The following is a 24,711-nucleotide window of genomic DNA, read 5'->3' on the forward strand; positions in this document are numbered from 1 at the left end:
CTGTATCGGCAGGCTTGCCAAGGACCTGAGCCCGATTACGTTACGCGGAAGGCAAATGCTGGATGAACGTCACAATTCGCTCACCCAGCTCGTGTGCCAGCGGTAGTTCTGGGTTGAGGTAGCTATCGCGCTGCTGGCTCATGCTTTTGGGGCTGATGCGCAGCATGTGATTCATGCCGTCGATCAGCACCAGCTGCGCATCCGGCTTGGCTGCCTTCAGCCGTTCGGCATCGGCCACATCCACCTGCACATCGTTGCGCCCTTGCACGATCAAGGCGGGCATGGGCAGGCGGGCAAAGGCGGCTGCCGGGTTTTGCTGAAACAGCGAAATCAGGTACGGCTGCACGCTGGGGCGGAACACCTGGCGCAGCGGCGCGGGCACTTCCAGGCTGGTCTGCCCGGCTTGCAGGCGATCGAGTAGGGCGCTGCCCCCGGCCAGTTGCGCTGGTGGCAGGCGACGGGCCAGCTGTTCGCGCAGGACTTCGGCCAGCGGTCGCCCACTGCCGGCCAGGGTGATCACCGCACTGGCACCTGCCTGCTCGGCGGCCAGGCTGGCGATCAGCGCGCCTTCGCTGTGGCCTACGAGGATCAGCTGGCCGAAGCGGGGGTCGGCTTTCAGCTTGTGGCTCCAGGCGACCACATCCGCTACATAGCGCTCCACGCTGAGGTCGCGCTCGTCAGGCGTGGCCGGCTGGCTGGCGGCCACCCCGCGTTTGTCGTAGCGCACGCTGGCGATGTGCTCGTTGGCCAGCAGCAGGGCCAGGCGCTTGAGGTTGTCGACCCGGCCCGACGCCGGGTTGTTGCCATCGCGGTCGGTGGGGCCGGAGCCGGCGATGATCAGCACCACCGGCGGCGGCGTGGCCTGTTGCGGCAACAGCAGGCTGCCGTGCAGCACGCCCTGGCCGGTGTCCAGGTCGATGGGGCGTTGCAGCACGGTGGGGGCGGCGGCCTGGGCCAGGCTGGTGCACAGCAGGAAGAGCAGGGCGACGAGGCGCGACATCATGCAGTACTACATGGGGAGATGCAGCTTTGACCTAATGTTCGTGGGAAGGTTCTCTGGCAGTGCAAGGCTGGCTCGGCCTCTTCGCGGCCCAGCCAGCGAAGAGGCCAGCACAGGCGAGCAAACCATCTGTATACTGCCGCTTTCGTTCACCTCAGGCAGAACTCGCGGAGCGTCCATGTCCGGCAATACCTACGGCAAGCTGTTCACTGTCACCACCGCTGGCGAAAGCCATGGCCCGGCGTTGGTCGCCATTGTCGATGGATGCCCGCCGGGCCTGGAGATTTCCCTGGCCGACCTGCAGCACGACCTCGACCGGCGCAAGCCCGGCACCAGCCGGCACACCACGCAGCGTCAGGAAGCCGACGAGGTGGAAATCCTCTCTGGCGTGTTCGAAGGCCGTACCACGGGCTGTTCGATCGGCCTGCTGATTCGCAACACTGACCAGAAGTCCAAGGACTACTCGGCCATCAAGGACCTGTTCCGCCCGGCCCACGCCGACTACACCTACCATCACAAGTACGGCATCCGCGACTACCGTGGTGGTGGCCGCAGCTCGGCCCGCGAAACCGCCATGCGCGTGGCTGCCGGTGCCATTGCCAAGAAATACCTGGCCACCCAGGGCATTACCGTGCGTGGCTACATGAGCCAGCTGGGCCCGATCGAAATCCCGTTCAAGACCTGGGAATCGGTGGAGCAGAACGCTTTCTTCAGCCCCGACCCGGACAATGTACCGGAGCTCGAGGCCTACATGGACCAGCTGCGCCGGGACCAGGATTCGGTGGGTGCCAAGATCACCGTGGTGGCCGAAGGCGTGATGCCGGGTCTGGGCGAACCGATCTTCGACCGTCTGGACGCAGAACTGGCCCACGCGCTGATGAGCATCAACGCGGTCAAGGGCGTGGAAATTGGTGCCGGCTTTGCCAGCGTTGCCCAGCGTGGTACCGAACACCGTGACGAGTTGACCCCGGAAGGCTTCCTCAGCAACAACGCCGGCGGCATCCTGGGTGGCATTTCCTCGGGCCAGCCGATCGTTGCTCACCTGGCGCTGAAACCGACCTCCAGCATCACCACCCCGGGCCGTTCGATCGACATCGACGGCAACCCGGTGGACGTCATCACCAAAGGCCGCCACGACCCGTGCGTGGGCATCCGCGCTACGCCGATCGCCGAGGCGATGATGGCCATCGCGCTGATGGACCACCTGCTGCGTCACCGTGCGCAGAATGCTGATGTAAAAGTGAATACCCCGGTGCTGGGCCAGCTCTGATTCACTTGCACCTGCCTCTTCGCGGGCACCCCCGCGAAGAGGCAGGTACATGTAACAACATGATTGGCTGAACCCATGCCCCCGATCCCCTACTGGCGCCTGTCCAGCTTCTATCTCTTCTACTTCGCTCTGCTAGGCTCCACCGCCCCCTTCCTGGCGCTGTACTTCGACCACCTGGGCTTCTCCCCGGCACGCATCGGCGAGCTGGTGGCCATCCCCATGCTGATGCGCTGCGTTGCCCCCAACCTGTGGGGCTGGCTGGGCGACCGCACCGGGCAGCGCCTGCTCATCGTGCGCCTGGGGGCGTTGTGCACCCTGGCCACCTTCGCCCTGATCTTCTTCGGCAAAAGTTACGCGTGGCTGGCGCTGGTAATGGCCTTGCACGCGTTCTTCTGGCACGCGGTACTGCCCCAGTTCGAGGTCATTACCCTGGCCCACCTGCACGGGCAAACGTCCCGCTACAGCCAGGTGCGCCTGTGGGGCTCGATCGGCTTCATCCTGACCGTGGTCGGCCTGGGCCGCCTGTTCGAATGGCTGAGCCTGGACATCTACCCGGTGGCGTTGGTCACCATCATGGCCGGCATTGTCGCCGCGAGCCTGTGGGTACCCAATGCCCAGCCGGTGGAGCAAGGTGAGCGCAGCAGCGCCGGTGGCTTTTTGCAGCAGCTGCGTGCCCCCGGGGTGGTCGCGTTCTACGCTTGCGTGGCGCTGATGCAGCTCAGCCATGGGCCTTACTACACGTTTCTGACCCTTCACCTGGAGCACCTGGGCTACAGCCGTGGTGCCATCGGCTTGCTGTGGGCGCTGGGGGTGGTGGCCGAAGTGCTGATGTTCATGGTCATGAGCCGCCTGTTCGCCCGCTTCAGCGTGCAGCGGGTGTTGCTGGCCAGTTTCCTGCTGGCGGCCGTACGCTGGCTGTTGCTGGGCAACCTGGCAGGTGAGCCTGCCGTATTGATCTTTGCCCAGTTGCTGCATGCGGCCACTTTTGGCTGCTTCCATGCCGCCAGCATCGCCTTCGTGCAGGCCAGCTTCGGCGCCCGCCAACAAGGCCAGGGCCAGGCGCTGTATGCGGCACTGTCGGGTACCGGGGGCGCATTGGGGGCGTTGTATTCGGGCTACAGCTGGAAACTGCTGGGCCCCACCTTCACCTTTGGTATGGCCAGTGCCGCAGCCTTGGCCGCAGCCGTTATCATTGCCCTTTGTTCGCAACCGACCAGGACCCGCCCCTGATGAGCATTCTCAGTGTTTTCCACCCCGCCAGCCCGGAACTGCCGAACAAGGTGCTGACGCACCACGACGATATCGTCGCCACCCTGGCCGAGCAGGGCGTGCGTTTTGTGCACGCCGGGCATGGCTTGCGGGTGCGCCCTGGTACGGCTGAAGGCGAGGTGCTGGAGGCATGCCGTGAGCATCTGGATCAGTTGATGACGGCGCATGGCAGCAAGGCATTCGTGCTGTTGAACCGCGACGGTGAAGACCCGGCGCAGGTCGATGTGCGCGATGAACATGTGCATGACGCCGAAGAGGTATTTGCCGTAGTCAGCGGCCGTGCGCAGGTTGGCCTGCGTTTGGGCGACCAGGTGTATTCGGTGCTGTGCGAGAAGGGTGACCAGTTGGTGGTGCCGGCGGGGACGCGGCGCTGGGTGGAGCTGGGGGGGACGCCGTTTTGCCTGGCGCTGCGGTTGTATGGCAGCGAGCGGGGTGCGCAGGCGCGGTTTACCGGGGATGTGACTGCGCGGGCGTTTCTGGGGATTGACGAGTTGTAGTTGCTTTGCCGGTCTCTTCGCGGGCTTGCCCGCGAAGAGACTGGCAAAGCAACACAAACCTCAGCGGTAGGTCGGCAGGGCAAACCGCTGCTGGCTCTGCAACATCGAAATCACCGGCAATTCGCTAGCCTGTTCAGCCAGGTCACGGCGAATGGCACTGATCGCCCATGACAGCTGCTCGGCACTGTGCAGTTGCGCATAGGTCAGCACTCGGCGGGTAACCTTGCCATCGGCTGCGCGCAGGGTCAGCAGCACGCCGCCATCGGGACGGGCCTGGGTATTGACCTGATAAGCAGAAAATACCGAGACGAACTTTTGCTGGATGAGGTCCATATCAACTCCTGGCTGTGGTGTGGCAGACATGAGTAGATATTTGCAGCGACCGTGCCAGGTCTGAGTTTCATAAAAAATCCAGTAAAATCAGGGTTTTACGGAGACTCAACGAAGGTGTCGCCGTGCAGGTTGCATGGTCATGCATTTTGCACAGTGCATTTTGCACGAGTCAGGCATTGCCTATCGGCCCCATAGAAACTGAACCTTTGACCGCACTGGCGTGCCTGACAAACACTTGGGCAATCATTTATGCCAGGAGGTTCCGATGACCCGCCAGACCGCCCCCGCCACCATGACCGAAGACGAAGCCGCCGCATTCGCCGAGCAGGTATTCGAACGTGCCCGCCAAGGCGATGCCGAAATGATCGAGCGCCTGCTCGCCAGCGGCCTGCCGGCCAACCTGCGCAACCATAAGGGCGATACCCTGCTGATGCTGGCCAGCTACCACGGCCACCACGAAGCAGTGCGCGTGCTGCTGGCCCACGGTGCCGACCCGTTGATTGCCAACGACAACGGCCAGCTGCCTATCGCCGGGGCCGCCTTCAAGGGGGACCTGGCGATGATCCGGTTGTTGCTTGAGCACGGCGTCCCTGTGGACGCCGCTGCGCAGGACGGGCGCACGGCGTTGATGCTGGCGGCCATGTTCAATCGCAGCGAGATCCTCGACTACCTGCTGGCCCAAGGCGCCGACCCGGCGCGCCAGGATGCCCGTGGCGCCACTGCGCTGATGGCGGCGCAAACCATGGGGGCCGTAGACGCCGCCGCCCGCCTGCAAACGCTGGCCGGCTAACCACCTGGGGGCATTTGCGGCTATCCTTGGCGACTTTTCACCCGTCGCAGGCCCCCTTTCATGAAAACTCAGTTGCTCGAATTCATCAGTCTCATTGGCGCTGGCTGCATGCGCGAGGCCGACATCGAGCGCATCGCCGACGAGGCCGCCCAGGCCTATGCCGACCCGGCTGCTTTCCTGGTTGCCAACCCCGATATCAACTACGACGACACGTTCCCGATCCCGCTGGGTGAATGGGTTGTGCTGGGCAGCCTGCCGGACACCGTGGTATTCCAGGCCGACAGCTACCAGGACCTGTTCCAGCAGATCAGCGACTCGTTCGACAACAGTGTGCCGTTCACCCTCAAGCCCAAGCAGCTGGCCCGTACCGAGCCACTGACCGCGCTCAACCGCATTCAGGTGCAAATGGGGGCGTTGAACAAAGAGGCTGGGGGTTATGTGCTGCTGAACTTCAGCCAGTTGCTGGATGACGAGCTGCAGATGGTGATGGTGGGGCAGAACGACCTGGCGCGGGTGCTGGAGTTGGGGGCAGAGGTGGGTATCAAGGTCGAGCCGGCTTTGGAAGCCCTGAAGGTCGCCGTCCACATTTGAGTTCGCCTAAGGCCTCTTCGCAGGCGAGCCCGCGAAGAGGCCAGTACAGGCAACGTGAAACTTCAGCCCAACGCCGTATCCAGAAACATCATCACCGCAAACCCACCCATCAACCCCAGGGTCGCCGCCGTCTGGTGCCCGTTGCGGTGGGTTTCCGGGATCACTTCGTGGCTGACCACAAAGATCATCGCCCCCGCCGCCATCCCCATGCTGATTGGATAGGCGAGGGCAAAGCCTGTGGAAATAGCCCGATCACCGCCCCCAGTGGCTCCATCAGCCCCGAACCTACAGCCACCAGCGCCGCCTTCAGGCTCGACAACCCGGTGGCACGCAGGGCGAGGGCCACGGCCAGCCCCTCAGGGATGTCCTGAATGGCAATAGCGCTGGTCAGCGGCAAGCCGATGCTCATGTCGCCATTGGCGAAGCTCACACCAATGGCCATGCCTTCAGGCAGGTTGTGCAGGGTGATCGCCAGCACGAACAGCCACACCCGGCTGATGCGCTCGGCTTCGGGGCCGCAGGGGCCGGTGCTTTCATGCTCGTGCGGGGTGAAGCGGTCCAGGCCCAGCATCAACAGCACGCCCAACCCCATGCCCAGCACCACGGTAAAGGCCGCAGCCGGGCCGTTGCCGGTAATTTCACGCGCGGCATCCAGGCCCGGCAGAATCAGCGAAAACGAACTGGCCGCCAGCATCATGCCGGCGGCAAAGCCCAGCATTACGTCCTGGGTGCGGGCGCTGACATCGCGCAGCACCACCGCCAGCACAGCGCCCAGAGCGGTAGCCCCAAAGCCGGACAATCCGCCCAACACGGCCAGGTGCAGGTTGTCGGCGTGGTCGCCGTTTACCGCGTTCCACACGCTGGCGCCCAGCAGCACGACCACCGCCAGCAGGCTAAGACCGAGGCCGGCGCTGAGCCAGGGGGTGTTCACGGCCTGCTGGCGCCAGGCGTTCAGCAGTGAGGGTGGGGTGGCGCTTTGCGTGTGGGCGGAGGGCATACGAACCTCGAATCAATGAATACAGGCAGTCTACTCAGAGACCTGCGCCAGCCGCCAAGGATTCGCTTCTATCGGCGCGATAGCTGACTATGCTGTGCAGCAAAGCCTTTTGACAGGAGTTTTAGCATGGGGTCGACATTCAATAGCCTGGTAGGGCTGATCATTCTGGCGCTGGATATCTGGGCCATCCTCAATGTGATCAAGAGTGGCAGCGAGGTGGGCATCAAAGTGTTGTGGATCTTGCTGATCGCTTTGCTGCCGGTGGTGGGCCTGGTGATTTGGGCCATCGCGGGGCCGCGGGGGAATGTGCGCATCTGAAAGGCCGGCACAGACAAAACCCGCAACACCCCAGTGACAAAATTTTCACATTGGTTTAAACAGAATCCGCACCCGCACAATGCTGCGTTGGCCTAGCGCCAGCGCCTCTTCGCAAACCGCAATCCTAGGACCTTCCCATTCATGGCTAACACGGACGCCTTGAAGCAACAGGGCGCGCGAACGTCGTTTTCGCCGACCCTGAAATCCCACCTGGCCTACACGCTGCTCAGTGGCCTGGTGATCATGCTGATGCTCAGCCTGGTGCGCCTGGCGCTGCTGGTCTACAACAGTGACATGGTCGGCGATACGCCGTATTCCACGGTAGCCGAAGGCTTCCTCAACGGTTTGCGCTTCGACCTTCGGGTGGTGGTGTACCTCAGCATCCCGCTGCTGCTGGCGATACTCAGCCCCTGGGCCATGGCCCGGCGTGGCGTGTTCCGCTTCTGGCTGACCCTCACCTCCAGCGTGGTGATGTTCCTCGGCCTGATGGAGATGGACTTCTACCGCGAGTTCCACCAGCGCCTCAACGGCCTGGTGTTCCAGTACATCAAGGAAGACCCGAAAACCGTCATGAGCATGCTCTGGTACGGCTTCCCGGTGGTGCGCTACCTGCTGGCCTGGGCCTTCGGCACCTGGCTGTTGAGCCTGCTGTTCAAGGGTATTGACCGTGCCACCCGGGGTGAGGGCGTGCAGCGCGTTGCACCGTGGTACAACCGCCTGGCGGTGTTCATGGTGATTTTGCTGGTGGCCGTGGTCGCTGCCCGTGGCACCCTGCGCCAAGGGCCGCCGATGCGCTGGGGTGATGCCTTCACCACCGACTCCAACTTCGTCAACCAGCTGGGCCTGAACGGCACCCTGACCCTGATCGATGCCGCCAAGAGCCGCTTCGGCGAAGACCGCGCCAACATCTGGAAGCCGGTGCTGGAGCAGAGCGTGGCCACGCAAAGCGTGCGCGAACAGCTGCTGACCGCCAACGACACCCTGGTCGATGCCGACGAGGCTGCCATCCGTCGCGACTTCGTGCCGCCAGCTGACCGCACCTTGCCGATCAAGAACGTGGTGGTGATCCTGATGGAGAGCTTTGCCGGCCACTCGGTGGGCGCGCTGGGCAGCCCCAACAACATTACCCCGTACTTCGACAAGCTGGCCAAAGAAGGCCTGCTGTTCGACCGCTTCTTCTCCAACGGCACCCATACCCACCAGGGCATGTTCGCCACCATGGCTTGCTTCCCCAACCTGCCAGGCTTCGAGTACCTGATGCAAACCCCGGAAGGCGGCCACAAGCTGTCTGGCCTGCCGGCCCTGCTCAGCGCCCGCGACTACGACGATGTGTACGTCTACAACGGCGACTTTGCCTGGGACAACCAGTCCGGGTTCTTCGGAAACCAGGGCATGACCACCTTCATCGGCCGTAACGACTTCGTCAACCCGGTGTTCTCCGACCCGACCTGGGGTGTGTCCGACCAGGATATGTTCGACCGCGGCAACGAGGAACTGGCCAAGCACGACGGCAAGAAGCCGATCTACGCGCTGCTGCAGACGCTGTCCAACCACACGCCTTACGCGCTGCCGAAAGACCTGCCGGTCGAGAAGGTCACCGGCCAGGGCCGCCTGGATGAGCACCTGACCGCCATGCGCTATTCGGACTGGGCGCTTGGCCAGTTCTTCGAGAAGGCGCGTAAAGAGCCCTACTTCAAGGAAACCCTGTTCGTCATCGTCGGCGACCATGGCTTCGGCAACCACCAGCAGGTCACCGAGCTGGACCTGGGCCGTTTCAACGTACCGCTGCTGCTGATTGCCCCGGGCATTCAGGAGAAATTCGGTGCGGTGAATCACACCGTGGGTACCCAGGTCGATATCGTGCCGACCATCATGGGCCGCCTGGGTGGCCAGACCCGTCACCAGTGCTGGGGCCGCGACCTGCTCAACCTGCCTGAAGGCGACCAGGGTGTGGGCATGATCAAGCCGTCGGGCAGCGAGCAGATCGTTGGCCTGGTACAGGGCGACCGCATCCTGATCGAGTCCAAGGACATGAGCCCGCGCATGTACCGCTACCAGCTGGGCAGCGAGTTCAAGGCTGAGCTGATCGAAAGCCCGGACCAGCCAGAAATGCTCAAGAAGCTCGAAGCGTACATTCAGACCGCGACCAAGAGCTTGCTGGATAACACCGCTGGCGTGGTGCACGGCACACCGAAGTAACGCTGCTATATGGGCCGCATTGCGGCCCATTCGCGGCTAAAGCCGCGAAGAGACCAGCGCAGACTGAACATTCTCCCAGCCCCAAGGTCAGTTATTCAGGCATCACCCAACTGGTGTTCTTGAATTGAGAGGGCTCGTTCAATGAAAGCGTGGGAAGTCATCTTTGCCGATCAGAAAGGCGAACCGTCCACCATGACCCTGCGGGCCGAGCACTGTCCCAGCGAAGAGGACGCCGCGCGGGCCATCCGTTCGCACCTGTTCCCGGTGATGGACGAGCTGGACCTCAACGACTTCCAGGACCGCACCATTTCCCCCACCGCCCGCTGGCTGAAAGAACATAGCGGCGTGACTATCACCAGCATTCACGAAGCACCCTGATACACACGTTTGCGTGGCGCCTTTGCAGGCACTACGCTACTGGAAGGTGCCGCCTATTCTGCGGGTTGGCACCGCTTCAATTCGCGTCTTGCATCAGCTCGAACTGCCTGGCCAATGACTGCCGGCAGGTGCGTAGTGCACGGAAAGTCTATCCATAGCATTATTCAGGAGGACGATTCATGAGCAGCCAGAACGACGATATCAGCAGCAACGTCCTGCGCCAGATGAAAGCAGGCGGGTTCGACTTCACCCAGATCCACCCCATCGAGTTTTACGCCGTATTCCCCGACGAAGCAGGGGCCCGCCGTGCGGCCGGGCAGTTTCGTGGCGAATCGCTCAATGCCCAGGTGAAGGAGCTGGGCGACGGTGCCTGGCACCTGGAACTGAGCAAGGTCATGTATGCCACCTATGGCGGGATTGGCGACTTTGAAGAGGCCTTTGAACAGTTGGTGACACCTTATGGGGGAGAGGTGGAAGGGTGGGGCGTCAAGCATGAGCGGCCGATTGCCTAAGCGTGTTGTGTTGCCTTTTTCGCGGGTTCGCCCGCGAAAAAGCACACGCGGGCGTCAAGGTCTGCGCTTGGCCATATGCCCCAGATAGGCCAGCAACGCGTCCAGCTCCTGTTCACTCAACACACGCTCGTCAAACCCCGGCATCTTCGCTTGCGGCCATTGCCGCAGGCTTTGCGGGGCCCGAATCAGCTTGCGCAGGTATTCTGGCCGAAAATACTCGGTAGGGTTGTGCGGCACATTCAAATCCGGCCCCACCTGCGCATCCCCTGCACCGTTCAGTCGATGGCACGCCAGGCAATTCTGCTGGAACAATGCAAAACCCTGCAGCACCGGGCTGTCGGCGGGCAGCTTGGGGTCGGGCAGCAGCGCGGGAAAACGCTGCGCCACCGGCGCGAGCATGCGAATGGTGGAAATCTGGAACGGCCACTGCTCCGGGCGGATGCCACTGGCCTGCGGCGCGGTCCACACCAGGTAGAACGGCCCCGCACTCGGCTTGCCCTGGCCCAGTGCCGGCCACGGCTGGCCTGGGTCTTCCACCGCCAGCCAGGCCTGTGCCGGCCCCTGCTGCAACAGTGGCGCAGCGGGCATTTCAGCGGCAAAGCCATCCAGCGCCACGGCCTGCAGGTGATCACCGGCGCTCACGCCTTTTAGCAGCGTGGCCAACGGCACCGCCCGATAGTGCATGGGGCGCTTGTAGGAAACGTCTTGTTCGATGCTGATATCCCGAGCCTGCGGGTGGTCAAGCAGTTCGGTGCTGCTCCACTGGCGCGTATTGGCGCCCAGTTCAAGGTGCAGCTGCGCCGCCGACAGCGGCAGGCTCAGGAGCAACGCTAACAAGGCAAGGCAGTGGCGCATGGGCAATCTCCGACCATCAAGGCCAGCAGGTTACCTGTGTATTGCCCGGTGGCGCCATCGCCACTGTCAGCCGAACAAGCGTGTCAGGTTCGGCAAAATCAGCAGTAAAGTGGTGGCGAAGAGAATGAGCCCAGCTTGGCGAATTTTCGATTGTCTGAACATGGCGGACCGCCTTCTTTTTGTTATTCCTGAATACCCGTTGGCTTCCTTGTCGCACTTCGGGTCGATCGCAGCAACGACGCGTGGCGCCTGAACTGCCTGCCTCTTGAAAGTGGATATACAACCAACAGTAGGGTGTGTGGCATCCATGTTTGAGAACCCTTTCTTCTAACAGTGTTGGTCGATGATTTCTTTTTGCTATGAGGCCATGTGCCAGTCGGCTGGCATGCTCTGGCTAGACAGTGGCGCAAGTACCTGGCGGGCGCCGACGAAATGTGACCGTTCGTCAGTGCAACCTACTTGCTTGTACGTGTCTTTCGCGTCAGTCTCTACAGCAGATTCCCACCCATGTCGTTCAGGACTACCCCTATGTCGTTACGCGTCTGCATCCTTGAAACCGATGTCCTGCGACCGGAGTTGACCGCGCAGTACCAAGGCTACGGCAGGATGTTCGAGCAGCTCTTTTCGCGTCAGCCGATCGCCGCCGAATTCCGTGTGTACAACGTGATGAACGGCGATTACCCCGCCGACAGTGAAGTGTTCGATGCCTACCTGGTGACCGGTAGCAAGGCTGACTCGTTTGGTTCCGACCCGTGGATCCAGACCCTCAAGGCGTACCTGCTGAAATTGTACGAACGGGGCGAGAAGCTGTTGGGGGTGTGTTTTGGCCACCAGTTGCTGGCATTGACCCTGGGTGGCAAGGCCGAGCGGGCCGACAAGGGCTGGGGCGTGGGCATCCATCGCTACTCGCTGGCGGCCCATGCGCCGTGGATGGACCCGGAGGTGTCGGAGCTGACCTTGCTGATCAGCCACCAGGACCAGGTGACCGAATTGCCGGAAGGCGCCACGGTGATTGCTTCCAGCGACTTCTGCCCGAATGCGGCGTACCACATTCGTGACCAGGTGCTGTGCTTCCAGGGCCACCCGGAGTTCGTGCATGACTATTCCCGCGCATTGCTGGATGCGCGTCAGGAATTCCTGGGAGATGAGGTGTACCACAAGGCCGTGGCCAGCCTGGCCACCGAGCACCAGGGCGACCTGGTGGGGGAGTGGATGTTGCGCTTTATCCAGCAGCCGGTGAGCAAGCACGACGCGGCGTAAGAGGCTGGGGGCCTCAAGCCGGCCCCCACAATCTCAAAGCCAGCCCGACTTCTTGAAGCTGGCATACAACCCCGCACACCCCAGCCCGATTACACCCAGCACCCCGAAATACCCATAGTGCCAAGCCAGTTCCGGCATGTTCTGGAAGTTCATCCCGTAAACCCCGGCAATGGCCGTGGGGAACGCCAAAATCGCTGCCCAGGCCGCGAACTTGCGCTGAACGATGCTTTGCCGTGACGACTCCAGCAGCATGCCGATCTCGATGGTCTGGCTGGCGATGTCGCGGATGCCGGCCAGGTCTTCCATTTGCCGCGTCACATGAATCTGCACATCACGGAAGTAGGGCCGCATGTTCTTGTCGATGAACGGGAAGCTCAGGCGCTGCAGCTCTTCGCTCACTTCCACCATCGGCGCCACATAACGGCGCAGGCGCAGGATGTCGCGGCGCAGGCTGTGCAGGCGGCGGATGTCGTCCTCCTGCAGCGAGCCCCCCAGCACGCTTTGTTCCAGCTCTTCGATCTCGCCATGAATGGCTTCGCTGACCGGCTGGTAGTTTTCCGTCACGAAGTCGAGCAGGGCGTACAGTACGAAGTCTTCGCCATGCTCCAGCAGCAATGGCCGTGCCTCGCAGCGCTGGCGCACCATGGCGTAGGACTTGGAGTGCCCGTTGCGGCAGGTGATGATGTAGCCGTTGCCTGCGAAGATATGGGTTTCGATGAACTCCAGCTTGCCTTCGTGGCGCACCGGCGAATAGGTGACGATGAACAGCGCGTCACCGAAGGTTTCCAGCTTGGGCCGGCTGTGCTTTTCAAGGGCATCTTCAATGGCCAGTTCGTGCAGGTTGAACTGGCACTGCAGGTTGGCCAGCTCCTCGGCGTTGGGCTCTTCCAGGCCGATCCACACGAAGTGCCCCGGCTTGCGTGCCCACTCGCTGCCTTCGTCGATGCTGATGTTGGTGACCTTTCTGCCGGCGCTGTACACCGCCGATGCCACGACACGACCCATGGTTGCCCGCTTATTCCGGTTGAACACGGGTTACAGCTTGGGCCGTACCCGGCCCAAGAGCAACCCGCTTCAGGCCAGCTCGTGTTCCATGCCGTCGATGCACTGCTGCATCTGCCCCCGGCACTGCTCGATCAGCGCCGGAATGTCCCGTTGGGTCATGCCCGCCGTGACGATGGGTGGCAACGAGCGCACGATCACCGTGCGCTGGCGCCAGCTGTTCAGGCTCATGCGCCTGGCATAGCGGCTGACGCATACCGGCACGATCGGCACGCCGGCCTCGATGGCCATGTGAAACGCACCTTTCTTGAAGGCCATCAGCTGCTCGCCGGCGTTACGCGTGCCTTCAGGGAAAATCCAGATGGAGGTGTCGTCCTGCAGCACCCGCGTGGTCTTTTGCAGCGCCTTGCGCGCCTGGTAGGCGTTCTTGCGGTCGATCAGCACGTTGCCGCCCAGCCAGAACAGCTGGCCGAACAGCGGGATCCAGCCCAGGCTTTTCTTGCCGATGGCTACGGTGCGTTGGGGTACCACCTGGCCCAATACGAACAGGTCGAAGTTGGACTGGTGGTTGGCGACGATCACGCAACCGGGTGGGTGGTCCCACAGTGGCCCGACCTCGGCCTTGACCTTGATGCGCATCAGCCAGGTGGCTGGCCGGCTGTACAGGTGGGCAAACACCCGGCTGTTGTCGGGGTTGAAGGGGCGGCACAGGCCAATGATCAGGCCCACGGCGCCAACGGCAAGAAAATGCAGCGCCAGCAGGAACATGCGCAACGAATAAAGCATGGTACGACTCACACCAGACAGTCGCCGGACAGTGTACGGGTGTGCACTGATTGCGGCAAACCTTGGTGTGAGCCTGTCCGGTCAACCCATGTGGTGCTGGTCCAGCTCGATCGCCTTGTCCAGCGCCTCCAGCAGCCCTTTGCGCACCTTCAGCTTGGTGTTCTTGTGCGCCAGCATGTTCAGCTTCTTCAACTCCCGCGCCGCCGCCAGCGCTGCGTCCTGCAACTGTTCAGCCGGCACCACCTTGTCGAGGAAGCCGGCATCCACTGCCGCGACCGGGTCGAACACCTCAGCATTGATCACCGAACGATGGAAAGCCGAACGACGCAGGCGGTCGCGGGCCAATTCGATGCCGGCATGGTGCATGGTCATGCCGATCTGCACTTCGTTCAGGCACACCTTGTACGGCCCTTCGACGCCAATGCGGTAGTCGGCCGACAGCAGCAGGAAGGCGCCCTTGGCCACGGCATTGCCCGGGCAGGCGACCACTACCGGGAACGGGTGCGACAGCAGGCGGCGGGCGAGGGTGGAGCCCGCAGTGACCAGGCTGATGGCCTGTTTCGGGCCGCTGGTCATCACCTTGAGGTCGTAACCGCCCGACAGAATGCCTGGCTGCCCGGTAATGATCACCACGGCACGCTCTTCAGTAGCGCGGTCAAGCGCGGCATTGAAGGCGGTGATGACATCCGGCGAGATGGCGTTGACCTTGCCGTTGTTCAGGGTCAGGGTGGCGATGCCGTCTTCGGCGTGGTAGGTAATCAGCTCGCTCATGGCAGAGTCCTTTTGTTGGCGTGGCGACGACGTTACCCAGCGCCAGAGGCCAGGTAAAGCAGCAAGGCTGACTGGTCGGTCAGCGTTCACCGGGGCTCAAATGCAAATACATGAAAAAACTGAAAAAAATGCTTGCCAAAGGGAAGCTCTTTCACTAAATTAGCGCACCTCGACGGGCCGCACGGCTTGAAGAGAAACGGTGAAGTGTCCGAGTGGTCGAAGGAGCACGCCTGGAAAGTGTGTATACGAGAAATCGTATCAAGGGTTCAAATCCCTTCTTCACCGCCACATTCTGCGAAGAGCCCCCGAGCTGAAAAGTTCGGGGGCTTTTTGCATTCTGGGCCTTGTGCGACGAAAGGGCCGCAAAGCGGCCCTGGCAATCTAGAAGCTGACCGAGGCCGAAAGCCGAGCCGTACGCGGTGCCCCCTGGAACAGGTAGTTGTCCCCCAGGTAATCCCCCACATCGCGCCAGTAGCGTTTGTCGAATACGTTATCCACGGTCAGCCGCAGCACGGTGTCATACCCGGCAATACGCGTGCGGTAGCGGCTGCCAAGGTCGAATACGGTGTACCCGCCAACCTCCACATTCCCCGCCTGGCTCGCATACTTGCTGGCGCTGTAGCGCGCCCCGCCCAGCAGCGCCAGGCCTGGCACCGGCAACGTGTATTCCGCGTGCAGCGCTGCCCGGAACCTGGGCACATTGATTGCCTGATGGCCTTCATAAGCATCGGTACCGCTGTTCTGCACCCGCGCCCGAATGGCTGCGGCACTGGCCTGCACTTGCAGGTTGTGGGTCACCCAGCCGCTGGCGCCCAGTTCCAGGCCGGTGTTTTTCTGCTGGCCCTGCTGCACATAGGTGAAGTAGCCCGTGTCGTCGGGGCGTGCGTACTGGTAGGCCTGGCGGATCTGGAACAGCGCGGCGCTGAGGCTCAGGCCTTGCCAGTCATGTTTGAGGCCCAGTTCCAGTTGGTGGGAGGTCGTGGGGGCAAGGATTTCGAATTTGTTCAGCGCAAACCACGGCGCTGTGCCGCCGGCCGACAGGCCCTTGGCATAGCTGGCGTATACCGTGGTGTTCGGCTGCGGCTTATAGATAAGCGCAGCATTGGGCAGCAACTCATACTGGCGGGTATGGCGCCCGGCAACCCCGTTCTCGTCCCAGGTCTTTTCATCCAGGCGCACTTCGCGGGCGCCCAGTACAGTTTGCCATTGCTCGTTGAAGCTGATGCGATCGCTGACGAACAGGCCATACTGGCGGCTGTCCAGGCGGCGTTCGCTGGCGCCAATGGGTTTGTCGGAAGGCGGTTGGGCTGGGGAGCCTGTGTCGATATTTCCGGGGTGTTCCAGAAGCTCGTTGTAGTAGGTGCGTTGATCCAGCGTCCGACGTTGAGCGCTGGTCCCCACGGTCAACTCATGGCTGTTGCCGGCAACGTCAAACCGTCCGTTGACCATCGCCTGGGCTTCATCGACACGCCTGGTGTCGTCAGGGCTGCGGAAATCATAGATATCGTAGTCGCCTTCCGGGCTGAAATGAGACTGCCAGCCATCTTCGCTTCCCCAGGCAAACGAACTGTAGTCGTCGATCACCACCTTGCTGCGCGAGGCACTCAAGGTGCCGGTCCAGGCCTCGTTGAAGCGATACTCGAAGCGCCCGCCCAGGTTCAGCGAGTCGTTCTGCACCGGCTTGGCCCAGCTCTGGTACGCCAGACGGTCATCCGGGTCGATGCCGTGGGGCACTTCTGTGCCGCCCAGTAATTGGTAACCCGGCACCGAGCGTTGTTCGCGGTGCTGGTATTCGGCATCCAGCTGCAGGGTGGCATCCGGGTTGATCTGCCAGTCGAACGCCAGCGAGGCGAAGTCGCGCTTGCCGTCGGCGTGGTCGACGTAGGAGCGGATGTCTTCATGGGCCAGGTTGGCGCGCAGGCCAAACTGCTTTTCGCTGCCGAACCAGCCGCCCAGGTCGGTGGCCAGGTAGCGTTCGCCTTGCTCGTTGGTCGATACCGTGACGCTGCGCACGTCTTCGGCACGCTTGGTCACGTAGTTGATCAGGCCGCCCGGCTCAGAAACGCCGCTCTGCAGCCCTGACAGGCCCTTGAGCAATTCCACCTGCTGCTTGTTCTCCAGGGCCACGTTCTGCTCGCCGGCGATGGTCTGGCCATTGATGCGGTAGCTGCTGGCGGCATTCAGCTCGAAGCCGCGCACATTGAAGTTCTCGTAGTAGCCGATGGGGGCATAGCTTTCGCCAACCGAGGCGTCACTTTGCAGCACTTCGCTGAGCTTGCGCACCTGGCGGTCTTCCAGCAGTTGCTGGCTGAACACGCTGACCGAGGCGGGCGTATCGAGCAAGGGCGCGGGCTGAAAGCCACCCACCGCTGCCTGGCGTGCCTGGTAGCCATCGTTGGCATAGGTGTCGGACACCTGCAGCGGCGCCAGCACCACGCTGTCTTCGGCGAGCACATGGGGGCAATGCAGGGCCAGGCCCAGGCTGAGCAGGCTCAGGGGCAGGCGGGGGTGACGCGGTGGCATGCGGGGGCTCCGACCATGAAAAAGGCGGCATCTTAACAGCCGCCTTCTGCATAAAACGATCCGGGCCCCGCGATATTCAGTCCTGGTTGGCGGGCCGCTTGTGCTGCCGCCAACTGTCATCGATCTTTGACCAGGTTTTGCCGTCGGTTATCGCCATGAGCTTGCGTCCATCCTTGAAGGTGGCCAGGAAGGTGGCTTCTTCCTCCTTGCCACCTAGCCACAGCCCGGCCAGCAACCCTACCGGGCCCGCCACCAGCGCGCCGGCCACCCCCCAGCCCAGGGCGCTGCCCAGGCTGCGGCTTGATTCCAGGCTGGCCAGCCTGAGGTCGCTGATGCGCGCGAGTGAAATCCGCTCGCCCGGGGAGGGGCTGCGCGAGGTCTTGAGTGTGAGCGATCCGTTGCGATACTCGCCTTCACCTTGCAAGAAATCGCCGGATTGTACCGTGAGTCTTGTCATAAAGTCGTCCTGTCAGGGAAAGGGCAGTGACCAGCGACTACTGAGCGCTGCCCGGGCAGGCAAGTCAACGGCAATACGACGGAGGGTAGTGCGGTGCGATGTCGCCCTTGTGTCAATCAAGCGGCCTTTCGATTGGCCAGCCCCCACGCCAGCAACGCCAGCCCGCCTATCACCAGGCCTGCTACCACAATGCCCATCCAGCCCTGGTGCTGGAACAACTGTGTGCCCAGCAGCGACCCCAGCGCCCCGCCAATGAAGTAGCAGGTGATGTACCCGGCATTCAGCCGTGTGCGTGCCTCGGGCCGCAGGGCAATCACTGCGTTCTGGTTGCTCACGTGCACCAGTTGCACTGCCAGGTCGAGCATCAACACACCCAGCAGCAAGGCCAGCAGCGACTGCTGGGCAAACCCCAGCGGCACCCACGACAGCAGCAATACGACCAGGCCCACAGTGGTACCCAGCGAGCCTTTGCCACGGTCTGCCAGCCGCCCGGCCCAGTTGGCCGACAGCGCACCCGCCGCACCGGCCAGGCCGAACAGGCCGATCACGGCATCCGAATAGTGGTAGGGGCCTTGTGCGAGCAGAAACGCCAGCGGTGTCCAGAACAGTGCGAACAGGCTGAACGCCAGCAGCCCAAGCAGCGAGCGCAGGCGCAGCACGGGCTCTTCGAAGAACAGGCGGAACACCGAAGCGATCAGCGCCGGGTACTTCAGCCCGGCATGGCTGTGGTGCTGTGGCAAGCTGCGGTACAGCGCCAAGGCGGTAATCGCCATCAACACGGCGGCCAGCACATAGATGCTACGCCAGCCGCCCAGTTCGGCCATGAAGCCGGCTGCGGTCCGCGCCAGCAGGATGCCCAGCAGCAGGCCGCTCATCAGCGTGCCGACCGCACGGCCGCGCTGATGTGGCTCGCTCAGGGTCGCGGCCATAGGGACCAAAATCTGCGCCACCACCGAGAACAGCCCGGTCAGCGCCGTGCCCAGGATCAGCCAGGGCAGGCTCGGCGCACAGGCACTGATGACAAGGCCCAGCGTGGAAATAGCGGTCATTACGGTGATCAGCCGGCGCTGCTCGAACAGGTCACCCAGCGGCGCGAGCAGCAACAGGCCGGCGCCATAGCTGAGTTGGGCGGCGATGACGATGCTGCCGGCGCTGGCGGTGCTCAGGCCGAACTGCTCGGCGATGCTGTGCAGCAGTGGTTGGGCGTAGTAATTGCTGGCCACGGCCAGGCCGGTGGCGGTGGCCATCAGCAGGATCAGGGCGCGGCTGAGAGTGAAGGCGTTCATGCGGTTCTCGTGGCGGGCAGTAGTAAGTGGGAGGATTATCAGGAAGTGTCTGGCATGACACCAATGTATAGTTTTCAACTAATCCATCTTGAAAGCAGATAGATGCATGAATCTCAAGCAGCTCGAATATGCCCTTGCCGTTGCCGACACGGGCAGCTTTACCCGCGCGGCCGAGCGCTGCCATGTGGTGCAGTCGGCGCTTAGCCACCAGGTGGCGCGGCTGGAGGCACAGTTGGGCGTCAGCCTGTTCGAGCGTAGTTCGCGACGGGTGCGCCTGACCCCTGCCGGCGAGGCTTTTGTGCTTAGCGCCCGGCCGGCGGTGGAAGCGGCCCGGCGAATTCCCGATGACGTGGCGGCGGCTTGCGGGCAGGTGCGCGGGCGACTGGCGATTGGTGAAATCAGCTCGCTCACGGCGTTGGACCTGGTCGACCTGCTGGCACTGTTCCATGGTCGTTTCCCGGATGTGGATGTGCGCTGGATCACGGCCAAGAGCGAATTGCTGATCGCCGACGTGGTCGAGCGGCGCCTGGATGTGGGCTTTATTGGCCTGTGGCAGGGCGAGGTCGTGCAGGGCGTGGAGCATCGCTTGCTGGCCAGGGAGGAACTGGTGGCGTTGTTGCCGGTTGATCATCGACTTGCCGGCCGTACGCCGTTGGCGTTGGCCGACCTGGCGGACGAAGTGCTGGTGGACTTCCCCGAAGGCACCGGGGCACGGCGGCAGACGGATGAGGCGTTTCACGCCGCAGGGTTGCAGCGCCGGGTGCAGTTTGAAATCGGGCATGTGCGTCTGGTGGAAAAGTTTGTGCAGCGGGGCATGGCGGTGGGCCTTGTGCCGGAGCGGGTGGCCCAGGGCTTCGAAGGTGTGACGGTGGCGCGGTTGGTGGATGCGCCGGTGCGGCACTTGTATGCCGTGTGGTCCTCCAGCCCGACGCCCGCTGCCCGGGCTTTTCTGGAGGTGATGGAACAGCGGCTGGGGTCTGGGAGTGGATAAGCCTGTACCGGCCCTGTCGCCGGCACAGGCAGCCCATCAACTCAAGCGGCAAACCCGCCATCAATCGTCAAGCTTGCCCCAGTGATGTACCCGGTCTCTGGGCCCGCGAGGTAAGCCACAAAGCTGGCAATTTCATCCACCTCGCCATACCGCCCAATCGCCATCAGCGGGATCAGGCTCTCGGCAAACTCGCCACTGGCCGGGTTCATGTCGGTGTCCACCGGCCCTGGCTGCACGTTGTTCACGGTAATGCCTTGCGGCCCCAGGTCACGGGCCATGCCGCGGGTCAGGCCAACCAGCGCCGACTTGCTCATGGCATAGGGTGCGCCACCGGCAAACGGCATGCGCTCGGCGTTGGTGCTACCGATGTTGATGATGCGCCCGCCCTGGCCCATGTAGCGTGCGGCAGCCTGGCTGGCGACGAACACGCTGCGCACATTCACCGCCAGCATGCGGTCGAAGTCGGCCAGGTCGAATTCGGTGACCGGTGCTACCGCCAGTACCCCGGCGTTGTTGACCAGGATATTCAGACGGCCGAACGCCTTCACGGCGTCATCCACCGCCAGCTGCACGGCTGCTGCATCGGCACTGTCGGCCCGCAGGGCCAGGGCCTTGCCGCCGTTTTCGGTAATTTCCCGGGCCAGTGCTTCTGCCGGGCCGGCAGAGCTGACATAGGTAAAGGCTACGTGTGCGCCTTCGCGGGCCAGGCGCCGCACGATAGCCGCACCAATGCCACGGGAACCGCCCTGTACCAGGGCCACTTTGCCTTCGAGTGTAAGTTGCTTGGACATGCTGATCTCCTGCTGGAAGCCAGGCCGGAATGCCTTGGATGGGCGCAGTATCGGCGCTCGATTACCTGCTGATAAGATGGCAATCACTATCAGCAGAGTAAACCTTTGGTTGCCAATCATGGCCATGGAATCGTTCAACGCGTTGGAGTGCTTCATCCGCAGTGCCGAGGTCGGCAGCTTTGCCGAGGCTGCCAGGCGCCTGAGCATTACCCCGGCCGCTGTGGGCAAGCATGTGGCTCAGCTGGAGGCGCGCCTGGGGGTGCGGTTGTTCCAGCGTAGTACCCGCAAGCTGACTTTGACCGAAGCGGGGCAGCGTTTTCTTGGTGAGGTCAGTGACAGCTTCCGCACTATCCAGTACGCCGTGGCCAACCTGGCCAGTGCCGAAGGCCAGCCGGCCGGGCTTTTGCGGGTAAGTATGGGGACGGTGTTCGGGCGCTTGTACGTGTTGCCGTTGCTGAGTGAGTTTTTGCGCCGTTACCCGGCCATTACCCCGGACTGGCATTTCGACAACCGCCAGGTCGACTTGATTGGCCAAGGGTTCGATGCAGCGATTGGCGGTGGTTTTGAACTGCCGCCGGGGGTGGTGGCGCGCAAGCTGACCCCTGCGCACCGGGTGTTGGTGGCGGCGCCGGTGTACCTTGAGCGGCATGCGCCGATTGCAGACCCAGAGGTGCTGCAACGCCACGACGGCATCTTGATCCGCTCACCGCAGACCGGGCGGGTGCGTTCGTGGCCGTTGACCAGCCGCTGGCAGGCGCAACAGCCGTTGCAGCTGCGTCAGGCGATGACCATGAGCGATTCGGATGCGGCGTGCGCGGTGGCCGAGCAGGGGCTGGGGATTGCCCTGGTGAGCCTGCCGTTTGCCGTGCCCTACCTGCAGGGCGGGCGGTTGCGGCGGGTGTTGCCGGACTGGTATGTGGACGACGGGCACATCAGCCTGTATTTCGCCGAGCACAAGCTGTTGCCGGGCAAGACCCGGGCGTTTATCGATTTTGTGGTGGAGAAGTTTGCCGAGCAGGGGTTGGCGGGGCGGTTTGATGCCTTGCAGACGTTGTAAAGGCCCTTTCAGGTAATATCAACGATGAACAGAACCTGTGCCCCAAGGCACACCTCGTCATCAATCTTTTTGCCCATCAGTTGCTGCCCCAGCGGCGAACGCGGGGTAATCACTGTTATCAACTCATCTCCTTCGCCAATCTTCAGTCCCGCCGCTTCAGGCCCAAGGAACAGCTGGCGTTGGCTACCTTCCTCATCCTCCAGTTTCACCAGGTTGCTCACCTGCACCCCGCGTGCGGGGTCATAGTCGCGCAGCAGCAACTGCTGGTAGATCAGCAGCGCCTGGCGAATCTCTGCACTGCGCCGGGCCTGGCCGGTGGCCAGGTATGAGGCTTCCAGGCCCAGGGTGTCGTACTTGTTCTCGGCGATGTTCTCTTCGGCGGTGGCGGCCTCGTAGGCGGTTTGCGCCGCACGGGTCAGCACGTCCAGATCATGCGTAAGGATGGCGACGATCTGCGCCAGCAGGTGGGGCTTGTCCATGGTCAGTAACAGAACTCCAGCACATTGGCCTGGCTTTTGTCGGTGGGGGCGGTGCGGTTCTGCTGCAGCCAGAACTGGCATTTGGGGCTGTTGAGATTGCGCGGGTTGCCTTGGGCTGCTTCGGCGGCCTGTTGCTGTTCCTGCTTGTGCAGGATGTCCTTGTAACGGTCGAACATCTCGGCCTGGGCATCCGCTGGCGGGGCTGCTGCCGGCGCCGGTGCTGGCGGGTAGACGCTAGGGGGCAGGGCCTGGGCCAACGGCTGCACTTGCTGCGGCCACACCAACAGGGCCAGCCAGGCGCTCGCCACGATGGCCACCGCGCCCAGCCAAAGGCCAAAGGCAACGCACAGGATCAACGGCAACGGCTTGAGGGTGATTTTCAGTTCACGCTGGCGGGGCATGGCAGCCTCCTGGCAAGGTCGGTCGGGGTGCATTGTCGCATGCACTTGGGCATTTTTCCGCGCAGGTGCTTTTGTCGGCGACAATTTATGCGCAGAATTCGCGGTTTTTGCACCGGTACGGGAGGGGCGCATGAAAGCCACCTGGGACATCTTCTGCAGTGTCGTCGACAACTACGGCGATATTGGCGTGACCTGGCGCCTGGCCCGGCAGCTGGTGGCTGAGCACGGCCTGGCGGTGCGCCTGTGGGTGGATGACCTCAACGCTTTCACGCCCATGTGCCCCGGCGCCGATGCCACTGCTACGCAACAGTGGCAGCAGGGTGTGGAAGTGCGCCAATGGCCGGCGGCCTGGTTGCCGGTGGATCCGGCGGATGTGGTGATCGGTGCATTCGCCTGCCAGTTGCCGGCGCCTTATGTGGAGGCCATGCGTGCCTGCGCCACGCCGCCGCTGTGGCTGAACCTGGAATACCTCAGTGCCGAGGACTGGGTGGAAGGCTGCCATGGCTTGCCGTCGCCGCAGCCCAACGGCCTGCGCAAGGTGTTTTTCTTCCCCGGCTTTACCGAGAAGACCGGTGGCCTGCTGCGCGAAGGCTCGCTGCTGGCGCGGCGTGACGCGTTTCAGCAGGGGGCAAGGCAGGCCTTCTTGCAGGGGCTTGGCGTAAACCCCGAAGCGGGGGCGTTGCTGGTTTCGCTGTTCGCCTACGAAAACCCGCAGCTGGGCAATTGGCTCGATGCCCTGGCCACAAGCGAGCAGCCTTGTCACCTGCTAGTGCCGCAGGGGCGCGTTGTCGCGGGGCTCAGCCAGTGGCTTGGCGAGCCGACGTTACCCGTGGGCAGCCTGCGCAAACGAGGGGCACTGACGGTGCAGGTGCTGCCTTTCGTCAGCCAAGACGACTACGACCGGCTGCTGTGGAGCTGTGATTTCAACGCGGTGCGCGGCGAAGACTCGTTCGTGCGTGCACAGTGGGCCGGGCAACCGATGCTGTGGCACATCTACATACAGGACGAAAACGCCCACTGGGAAAAGCTCGAAGCGTTTCTCGGGCATTATCGACGCGGCCTGTCAGAAGCAGCCGATGCCGCCCTGCTGGGCCTATGGCGTGCCTGGAACATGGATCTCGACATGCGCCAGGCCTGGCGGGCGGCCCGTCAGCATTGGCCAGAACTGCAGCAGCATGCCCGCCTTTGGGCTGGGCAACAGGCCGCTCAGCCGGACCTTGCCACAGCGCTAGTACACTTTTGCCGAAATTCGCTATGATACGCGGCCTCGATTTTTATAAATCCATCCAGATTCGGATACTTCGTAATGAAAACTGGTAAAGAACTGAAACCCGGTACCGTCCTGCGGATCGACAACGACCCGTGGCTGGTTCAAAAAGCTGAGTTCACCAAGTCGGGCCGTAACAGCGCGATCATGAAGACCAAGCTGAAGAACCTGCTGACTGGCTACAAGACCGAAACCGTATACGGTGCGGACGACAAGCTGGACGACGTGATCCTGGATCGCAAAGAAGCGACCCTGTCGTTCATCAGCGGTGACTCGTACACCTTCATGGACACCACCGACTACACCATGTACGAACTGAACGCCGAAGACATCGACGCCGTTCTGCCGTACATCGAAGAAGGCATGGAAGACATCTGCGAAGCCGTGTTCTTCGAAGGCCGCCTGGTATCGGTTGAACTGCCGACCACCATCAGCCGTCAGGTTGTCTACACCGAGAACGCTGCTCGCGGCGACACCTCGGGCAAGGTCATGAAGCCTGCCAAACTGAAGAACGGTACCGAGATCCAGGTTGCCGACTTCATCCAGATCGACGAGTGGATCGACATCGACACTCGCGACAACAGCTTCAAAGGCCGCTCCAAGAAGTAATTCTTCTTGTGAAACGCAAAAA

Annotated in this window: 26 protein-coding genes, 1 tRNA gene and 1 pseudogene; 15 read left to right on the forward strand and 13 right to left on the reverse strand. The window is 62.7% G+C overall.

The features are described 5' to 3' along the window. Positions 1–40 precede the first annotated feature (40 nt). Positions 41–1,003: an alpha/beta hydrolase gene (locus FHW75_RS11870; protein ID WP_016715067.1), complete on the reverse strand. Its 963-nt coding sequence runs from the start codon at positions 1,001–1,003 to the stop codon at positions 41–43. A gap of 175 nt (positions 1,004–1,178) precedes the next feature. Here FHW75_RS11870 and aroC point away from each other — a divergent pair, with 175 nt between their 5' ends. The 3 genes from aroC to FHW75_RS11885 all read left to right on the forward strand — a co-directional run bounded on the left by aroC (position 1,179) and on the right by FHW75_RS11885 (position 4,036). Next, positions 1,179–2,270 (forward strand): chorismate synthase, encoded by a 1,092-nt coding sequence (aroC, locus tag FHW75_RS11875; RefSeq protein WP_183673691.1) that lies wholly within the window; start codon positions 1,179–1,181, stop codon positions 2,268–2,270. Positions 2,271–2,345: 75 nt separating this feature from the next. Then, positions 2,346–3,500, forward strand: coding sequence for an MFS transporter (locus FHW75_RS11880; protein WP_027609492.1), 1,155 nt, complete (start codon positions 2,346–2,348; stop codon positions 3,498–3,500). After that, entirely contained in the window at positions 3,500–4,036 is a 537-nt protein-coding gene (locus tag FHW75_RS11885; protein ID WP_183673693.1) for an oxidase, read from the forward strand. Before FHW75_RS11880 ends, FHW75_RS11885 begins: the two co-directional genes overlap by 1 nt. 60 nt (positions 4,037–4,096) lie before the next feature. On the opposite strand, the gene FHW75_RS11890 is transcribed toward FHW75_RS11885, so the two are convergent. Continuing rightward, a complete protein-coding gene (locus tag FHW75_RS11890; RefSeq protein ID WP_016715071.1) occupies positions 4,097–4,369 on the reverse strand; it encodes a DUF3509 domain-containing protein in 273 nt (90 codons plus the stop codon). A gap of 265 nt (positions 4,370–4,634) precedes the next feature. On the opposite strand from FHW75_RS11890, the gene FHW75_RS11895 reads away from it, so the two are divergent. Together FHW75_RS11895 and FHW75_RS11900 are read left to right on the forward strand one after the other, a co-directional pair. Then, on the forward strand, positions 4,635–5,159 hold the full coding sequence (locus FHW75_RS11895) for an ankyrin repeat domain-containing protein (protein ID WP_161989747.1): 525 nt from the start codon (positions 4,635–4,637) through the stop codon (positions 5,157–5,159). Between the two features lie 60 nt (positions 5,160–5,219). After that, positions 5,220–5,750, forward strand: a complete 531-nt coding sequence (locus FHW75_RS11900) for a hypothetical protein (protein WP_019096937.1) — start codon at positions 5,220–5,222, stop codon at positions 5,748–5,750. Between the two features lie 62 nt (positions 5,751–5,812). On the opposite strand, the pseudogene FHW75_RS11905 reads toward FHW75_RS11900, so the two are convergent. Next, a pseudogene (locus FHW75_RS11905) lies at positions 5,813–6,747 on the reverse strand (ZIP family metal transporter). A gap of 126 nt (positions 6,748–6,873) precedes the next feature. Here FHW75_RS11905 and FHW75_RS11910 point away from each other — a divergent pair. The 4 genes from FHW75_RS11910 (at position 6,874) to FHW75_RS11925 (ending at position 10,154) form a co-directional block, all read left to right on the forward strand. Then, positions 6,874–7,065, forward strand: a complete 192-nt coding sequence (locus FHW75_RS11910) for a PLDc N-terminal domain-containing protein (RefSeq protein WP_012271091.1) — start codon at positions 6,874–6,876, stop codon at positions 7,063–7,065. Positions 7,066–7,206: 141 nt separating this feature from the next. After that, positions 7,207–9,264, forward strand: coding sequence for an LTA synthase family protein (locus FHW75_RS11915; RefSeq protein ID WP_025754754.1), 2,058 nt, complete (start codon positions 7,207–7,209; stop codon positions 9,262–9,264). A 141-nt stretch (positions 9,265–9,405) separates the two neighbouring features. Beyond that, positions 9,406–9,642: a hypothetical protein gene (locus FHW75_RS11920; protein WP_016715076.1), complete on the forward strand. Its 237-nt coding sequence runs from the start codon at positions 9,406–9,408 to the stop codon at positions 9,640–9,642. 179 nt (positions 9,643–9,821) lie between these two features. Beyond that, a complete protein-coding gene (locus tag FHW75_RS11925; RefSeq protein ID WP_016715077.1) occupies positions 9,822–10,154 on the forward strand; it encodes a ribonuclease E inhibitor RraB in 333 nt (110 codons plus the stop codon). A 54-nt stretch (positions 10,155–10,208) separates the two neighbouring features. On the opposite strand, the gene FHW75_RS11930 is transcribed toward FHW75_RS11925, so the two are convergent. Further along, positions 10,209–11,009, reverse strand: a complete 801-nt coding sequence (locus FHW75_RS11930; protein ID WP_027609496.1) for a cytochrome c — start codon at positions 11,007–11,009, stop codon at positions 10,209–10,211. Positions 11,010–11,537: 528 nt separating this feature from the next. Between FHW75_RS11930 and FHW75_RS11935 the strand changes: the two genes are divergently transcribed. Next, positions 11,538–12,269 carry an amidotransferase gene (locus FHW75_RS11935; RefSeq protein WP_019096934.1) on the forward strand — a complete coding sequence of 244 codons (732 nt, stop codon included), beginning with the start codon at positions 11,538–11,540 and terminating at the stop codon, positions 12,267–12,269. Between the two features lie 33 nt (positions 12,270–12,302). Here FHW75_RS11935 and FHW75_RS11940 read toward each other — a convergent pair whose 3' ends face one another. The 3 genes from FHW75_RS11940 to FHW75_RS11950 form a co-directional block, all read right to left on the reverse strand. Continuing rightward, positions 12,303–13,274 carry a magnesium and cobalt transport protein CorA gene (locus FHW75_RS11940; RefSeq protein ID WP_016715080.1) on the reverse strand — a complete coding sequence of 324 codons (972 nt, stop codon included), beginning with the start codon at positions 13,272–13,274 and terminating at the stop codon, positions 12,303–12,305. 69 nt (positions 13,275–13,343) lie between these two features. After that, the gene (locus tag FHW75_RS11945; RefSeq protein ID WP_183673696.1) at positions 13,344–14,057 is read right to left on the reverse strand and encodes a 1-acyl-sn-glycerol-3-phosphate acyltransferase; all 714 of its coding nucleotides are present in this window, start codon (positions 14,055–14,057) and stop codon (positions 13,344–13,346) included. A gap of 81 nt (positions 14,058–14,138) precedes the next feature. Continuing rightward, complete coding sequence (locus FHW75_RS11950; protein ID WP_161751586.1) at positions 14,139–14,828, reverse strand: crotonase/enoyl-CoA hydratase family protein; 690 nt, start codon at positions 14,826–14,828, stop codon at positions 14,139–14,141. A 198-nt stretch (positions 14,829–15,026) separates the two neighbouring features. Here FHW75_RS11950 and FHW75_RS11955 point away from each other — a divergent pair. After that, a tRNA-Ser gene (locus FHW75_RS11955) sits at positions 15,027–15,116 on the forward strand. 93 nt (positions 15,117–15,209) lie between these two features. On the opposite strand, the gene FHW75_RS11960 is transcribed toward FHW75_RS11955, so the two are convergent. The 3 genes from FHW75_RS11960 to FHW75_RS11970 all read right to left on the reverse strand — a co-directional run bounded on the left by FHW75_RS11960 (position 15,210) and on the right by FHW75_RS11970 (position 19,094). After that, complete coding sequence (locus tag FHW75_RS11960; RefSeq protein WP_025754757.1) at positions 15,210–17,351, reverse strand: TonB-dependent siderophore receptor; 2,142 nt, start codon at positions 17,349–17,351, stop codon at positions 15,210–15,212. A 76-nt stretch (positions 17,352–17,427) separates the two neighbouring features. Then, entirely contained in the window at positions 17,428–17,808 is a 381-nt protein-coding gene (locus FHW75_RS11965; RefSeq protein WP_019096930.1) for a hypothetical protein, read from the reverse strand. A gap of 116 nt (positions 17,809–17,924) precedes the next feature. Next, positions 17,925–19,094, reverse strand: coding sequence for an MFS transporter (locus FHW75_RS11970; protein WP_025754758.1), 1,170 nt, complete (start codon positions 19,092–19,094; stop codon positions 17,925–17,927). 106 nt (positions 19,095–19,200) lie between these two features. Here FHW75_RS11970 and FHW75_RS11975 point away from each other — a divergent pair, with 106 nt between their 5' ends. Beyond that, positions 19,201–20,085, forward strand: a complete 885-nt coding sequence (locus FHW75_RS11975) for a LysR family transcriptional regulator (RefSeq protein ID WP_084296891.1) — start codon at positions 19,201–19,203, stop codon at positions 20,083–20,085. Positions 20,086–20,126: 41 nt separating this feature from the next. On the opposite strand, the gene FHW75_RS11980 is transcribed toward FHW75_RS11975, so the two are convergent. Further along, positions 20,127–20,876: a 3-oxoacyl-ACP reductase family protein gene (locus FHW75_RS11980; protein WP_183673698.1), complete on the reverse strand. Its 750-nt coding sequence runs from the start codon at positions 20,874–20,876 to the stop codon at positions 20,127–20,129. A gap of 118 nt (positions 20,877–20,994) precedes the next feature. On the opposite strand from FHW75_RS11980, the gene FHW75_RS11985 reads away from it, so the two are divergent. Continuing rightward, positions 20,995–21,933 (forward strand): LysR family transcriptional regulator, encoded by a 939-nt coding sequence (locus FHW75_RS11985; protein ID WP_019098183.1) that lies wholly within the window; start codon positions 20,995–20,997, stop codon positions 21,931–21,933. Positions 21,934–21,941: 8 nt separating this feature from the next. On the opposite strand, the gene FHW75_RS11990 is transcribed toward FHW75_RS11985, so the two are convergent. Together FHW75_RS11990 and FHW75_RS11995 are read right to left on the reverse strand one after the other, a co-directional pair. After that, the gene (locus FHW75_RS11990) at positions 21,942–22,412 is read right to left on the reverse strand and encodes a GreA/GreB family elongation factor (RefSeq protein WP_084296890.1); all 471 of its coding nucleotides are present in this window, start codon (positions 22,410–22,412) and stop codon (positions 21,942–21,944) included. 2 nt (positions 22,413–22,414) lie between these two features. Continuing rightward, complete coding sequence (locus FHW75_RS11995; RefSeq protein WP_025754760.1) at positions 22,415–22,813, reverse strand: hypothetical protein; 399 nt, start codon at positions 22,811–22,813, stop codon at positions 22,415–22,417. A 130-nt stretch (positions 22,814–22,943) separates the two neighbouring features. Here FHW75_RS11995 and earP point away from each other — a divergent pair, with 130 nt between their 5' ends. Both earP and efp read left to right on the forward strand, forming a co-directional pair. Next, positions 22,944–24,071 carry an elongation factor P maturation arginine rhamnosyltransferase EarP gene (earP, locus tag FHW75_RS12000; RefSeq protein ID WP_025754761.1) on the forward strand — a complete coding sequence of 376 codons (1,128 nt, stop codon included), beginning with the start codon at positions 22,944–22,946 and terminating at the stop codon, positions 24,069–24,071. Between the two features lie 48 nt (positions 24,072–24,119). Beyond that, positions 24,120–24,689: an elongation factor P gene (gene efp, locus FHW75_RS12005; protein ID WP_012271109.1), complete on the forward strand. Its 570-nt coding sequence runs from the start codon at positions 24,120–24,122 to the stop codon at positions 24,687–24,689. Positions 24,690–24,711 lie beyond the last annotated feature (22 nt).

The organism is Pseudomonas sp. OG7 (assembly GCF_014192825.1).
In the GTDB taxonomy this organism is placed as follows: domain Bacteria; phylum Pseudomonadota; class Gammaproteobacteria; order Pseudomonadales; family Pseudomonadaceae; genus Aquipseudomonas; species Aquipseudomonas monteilii.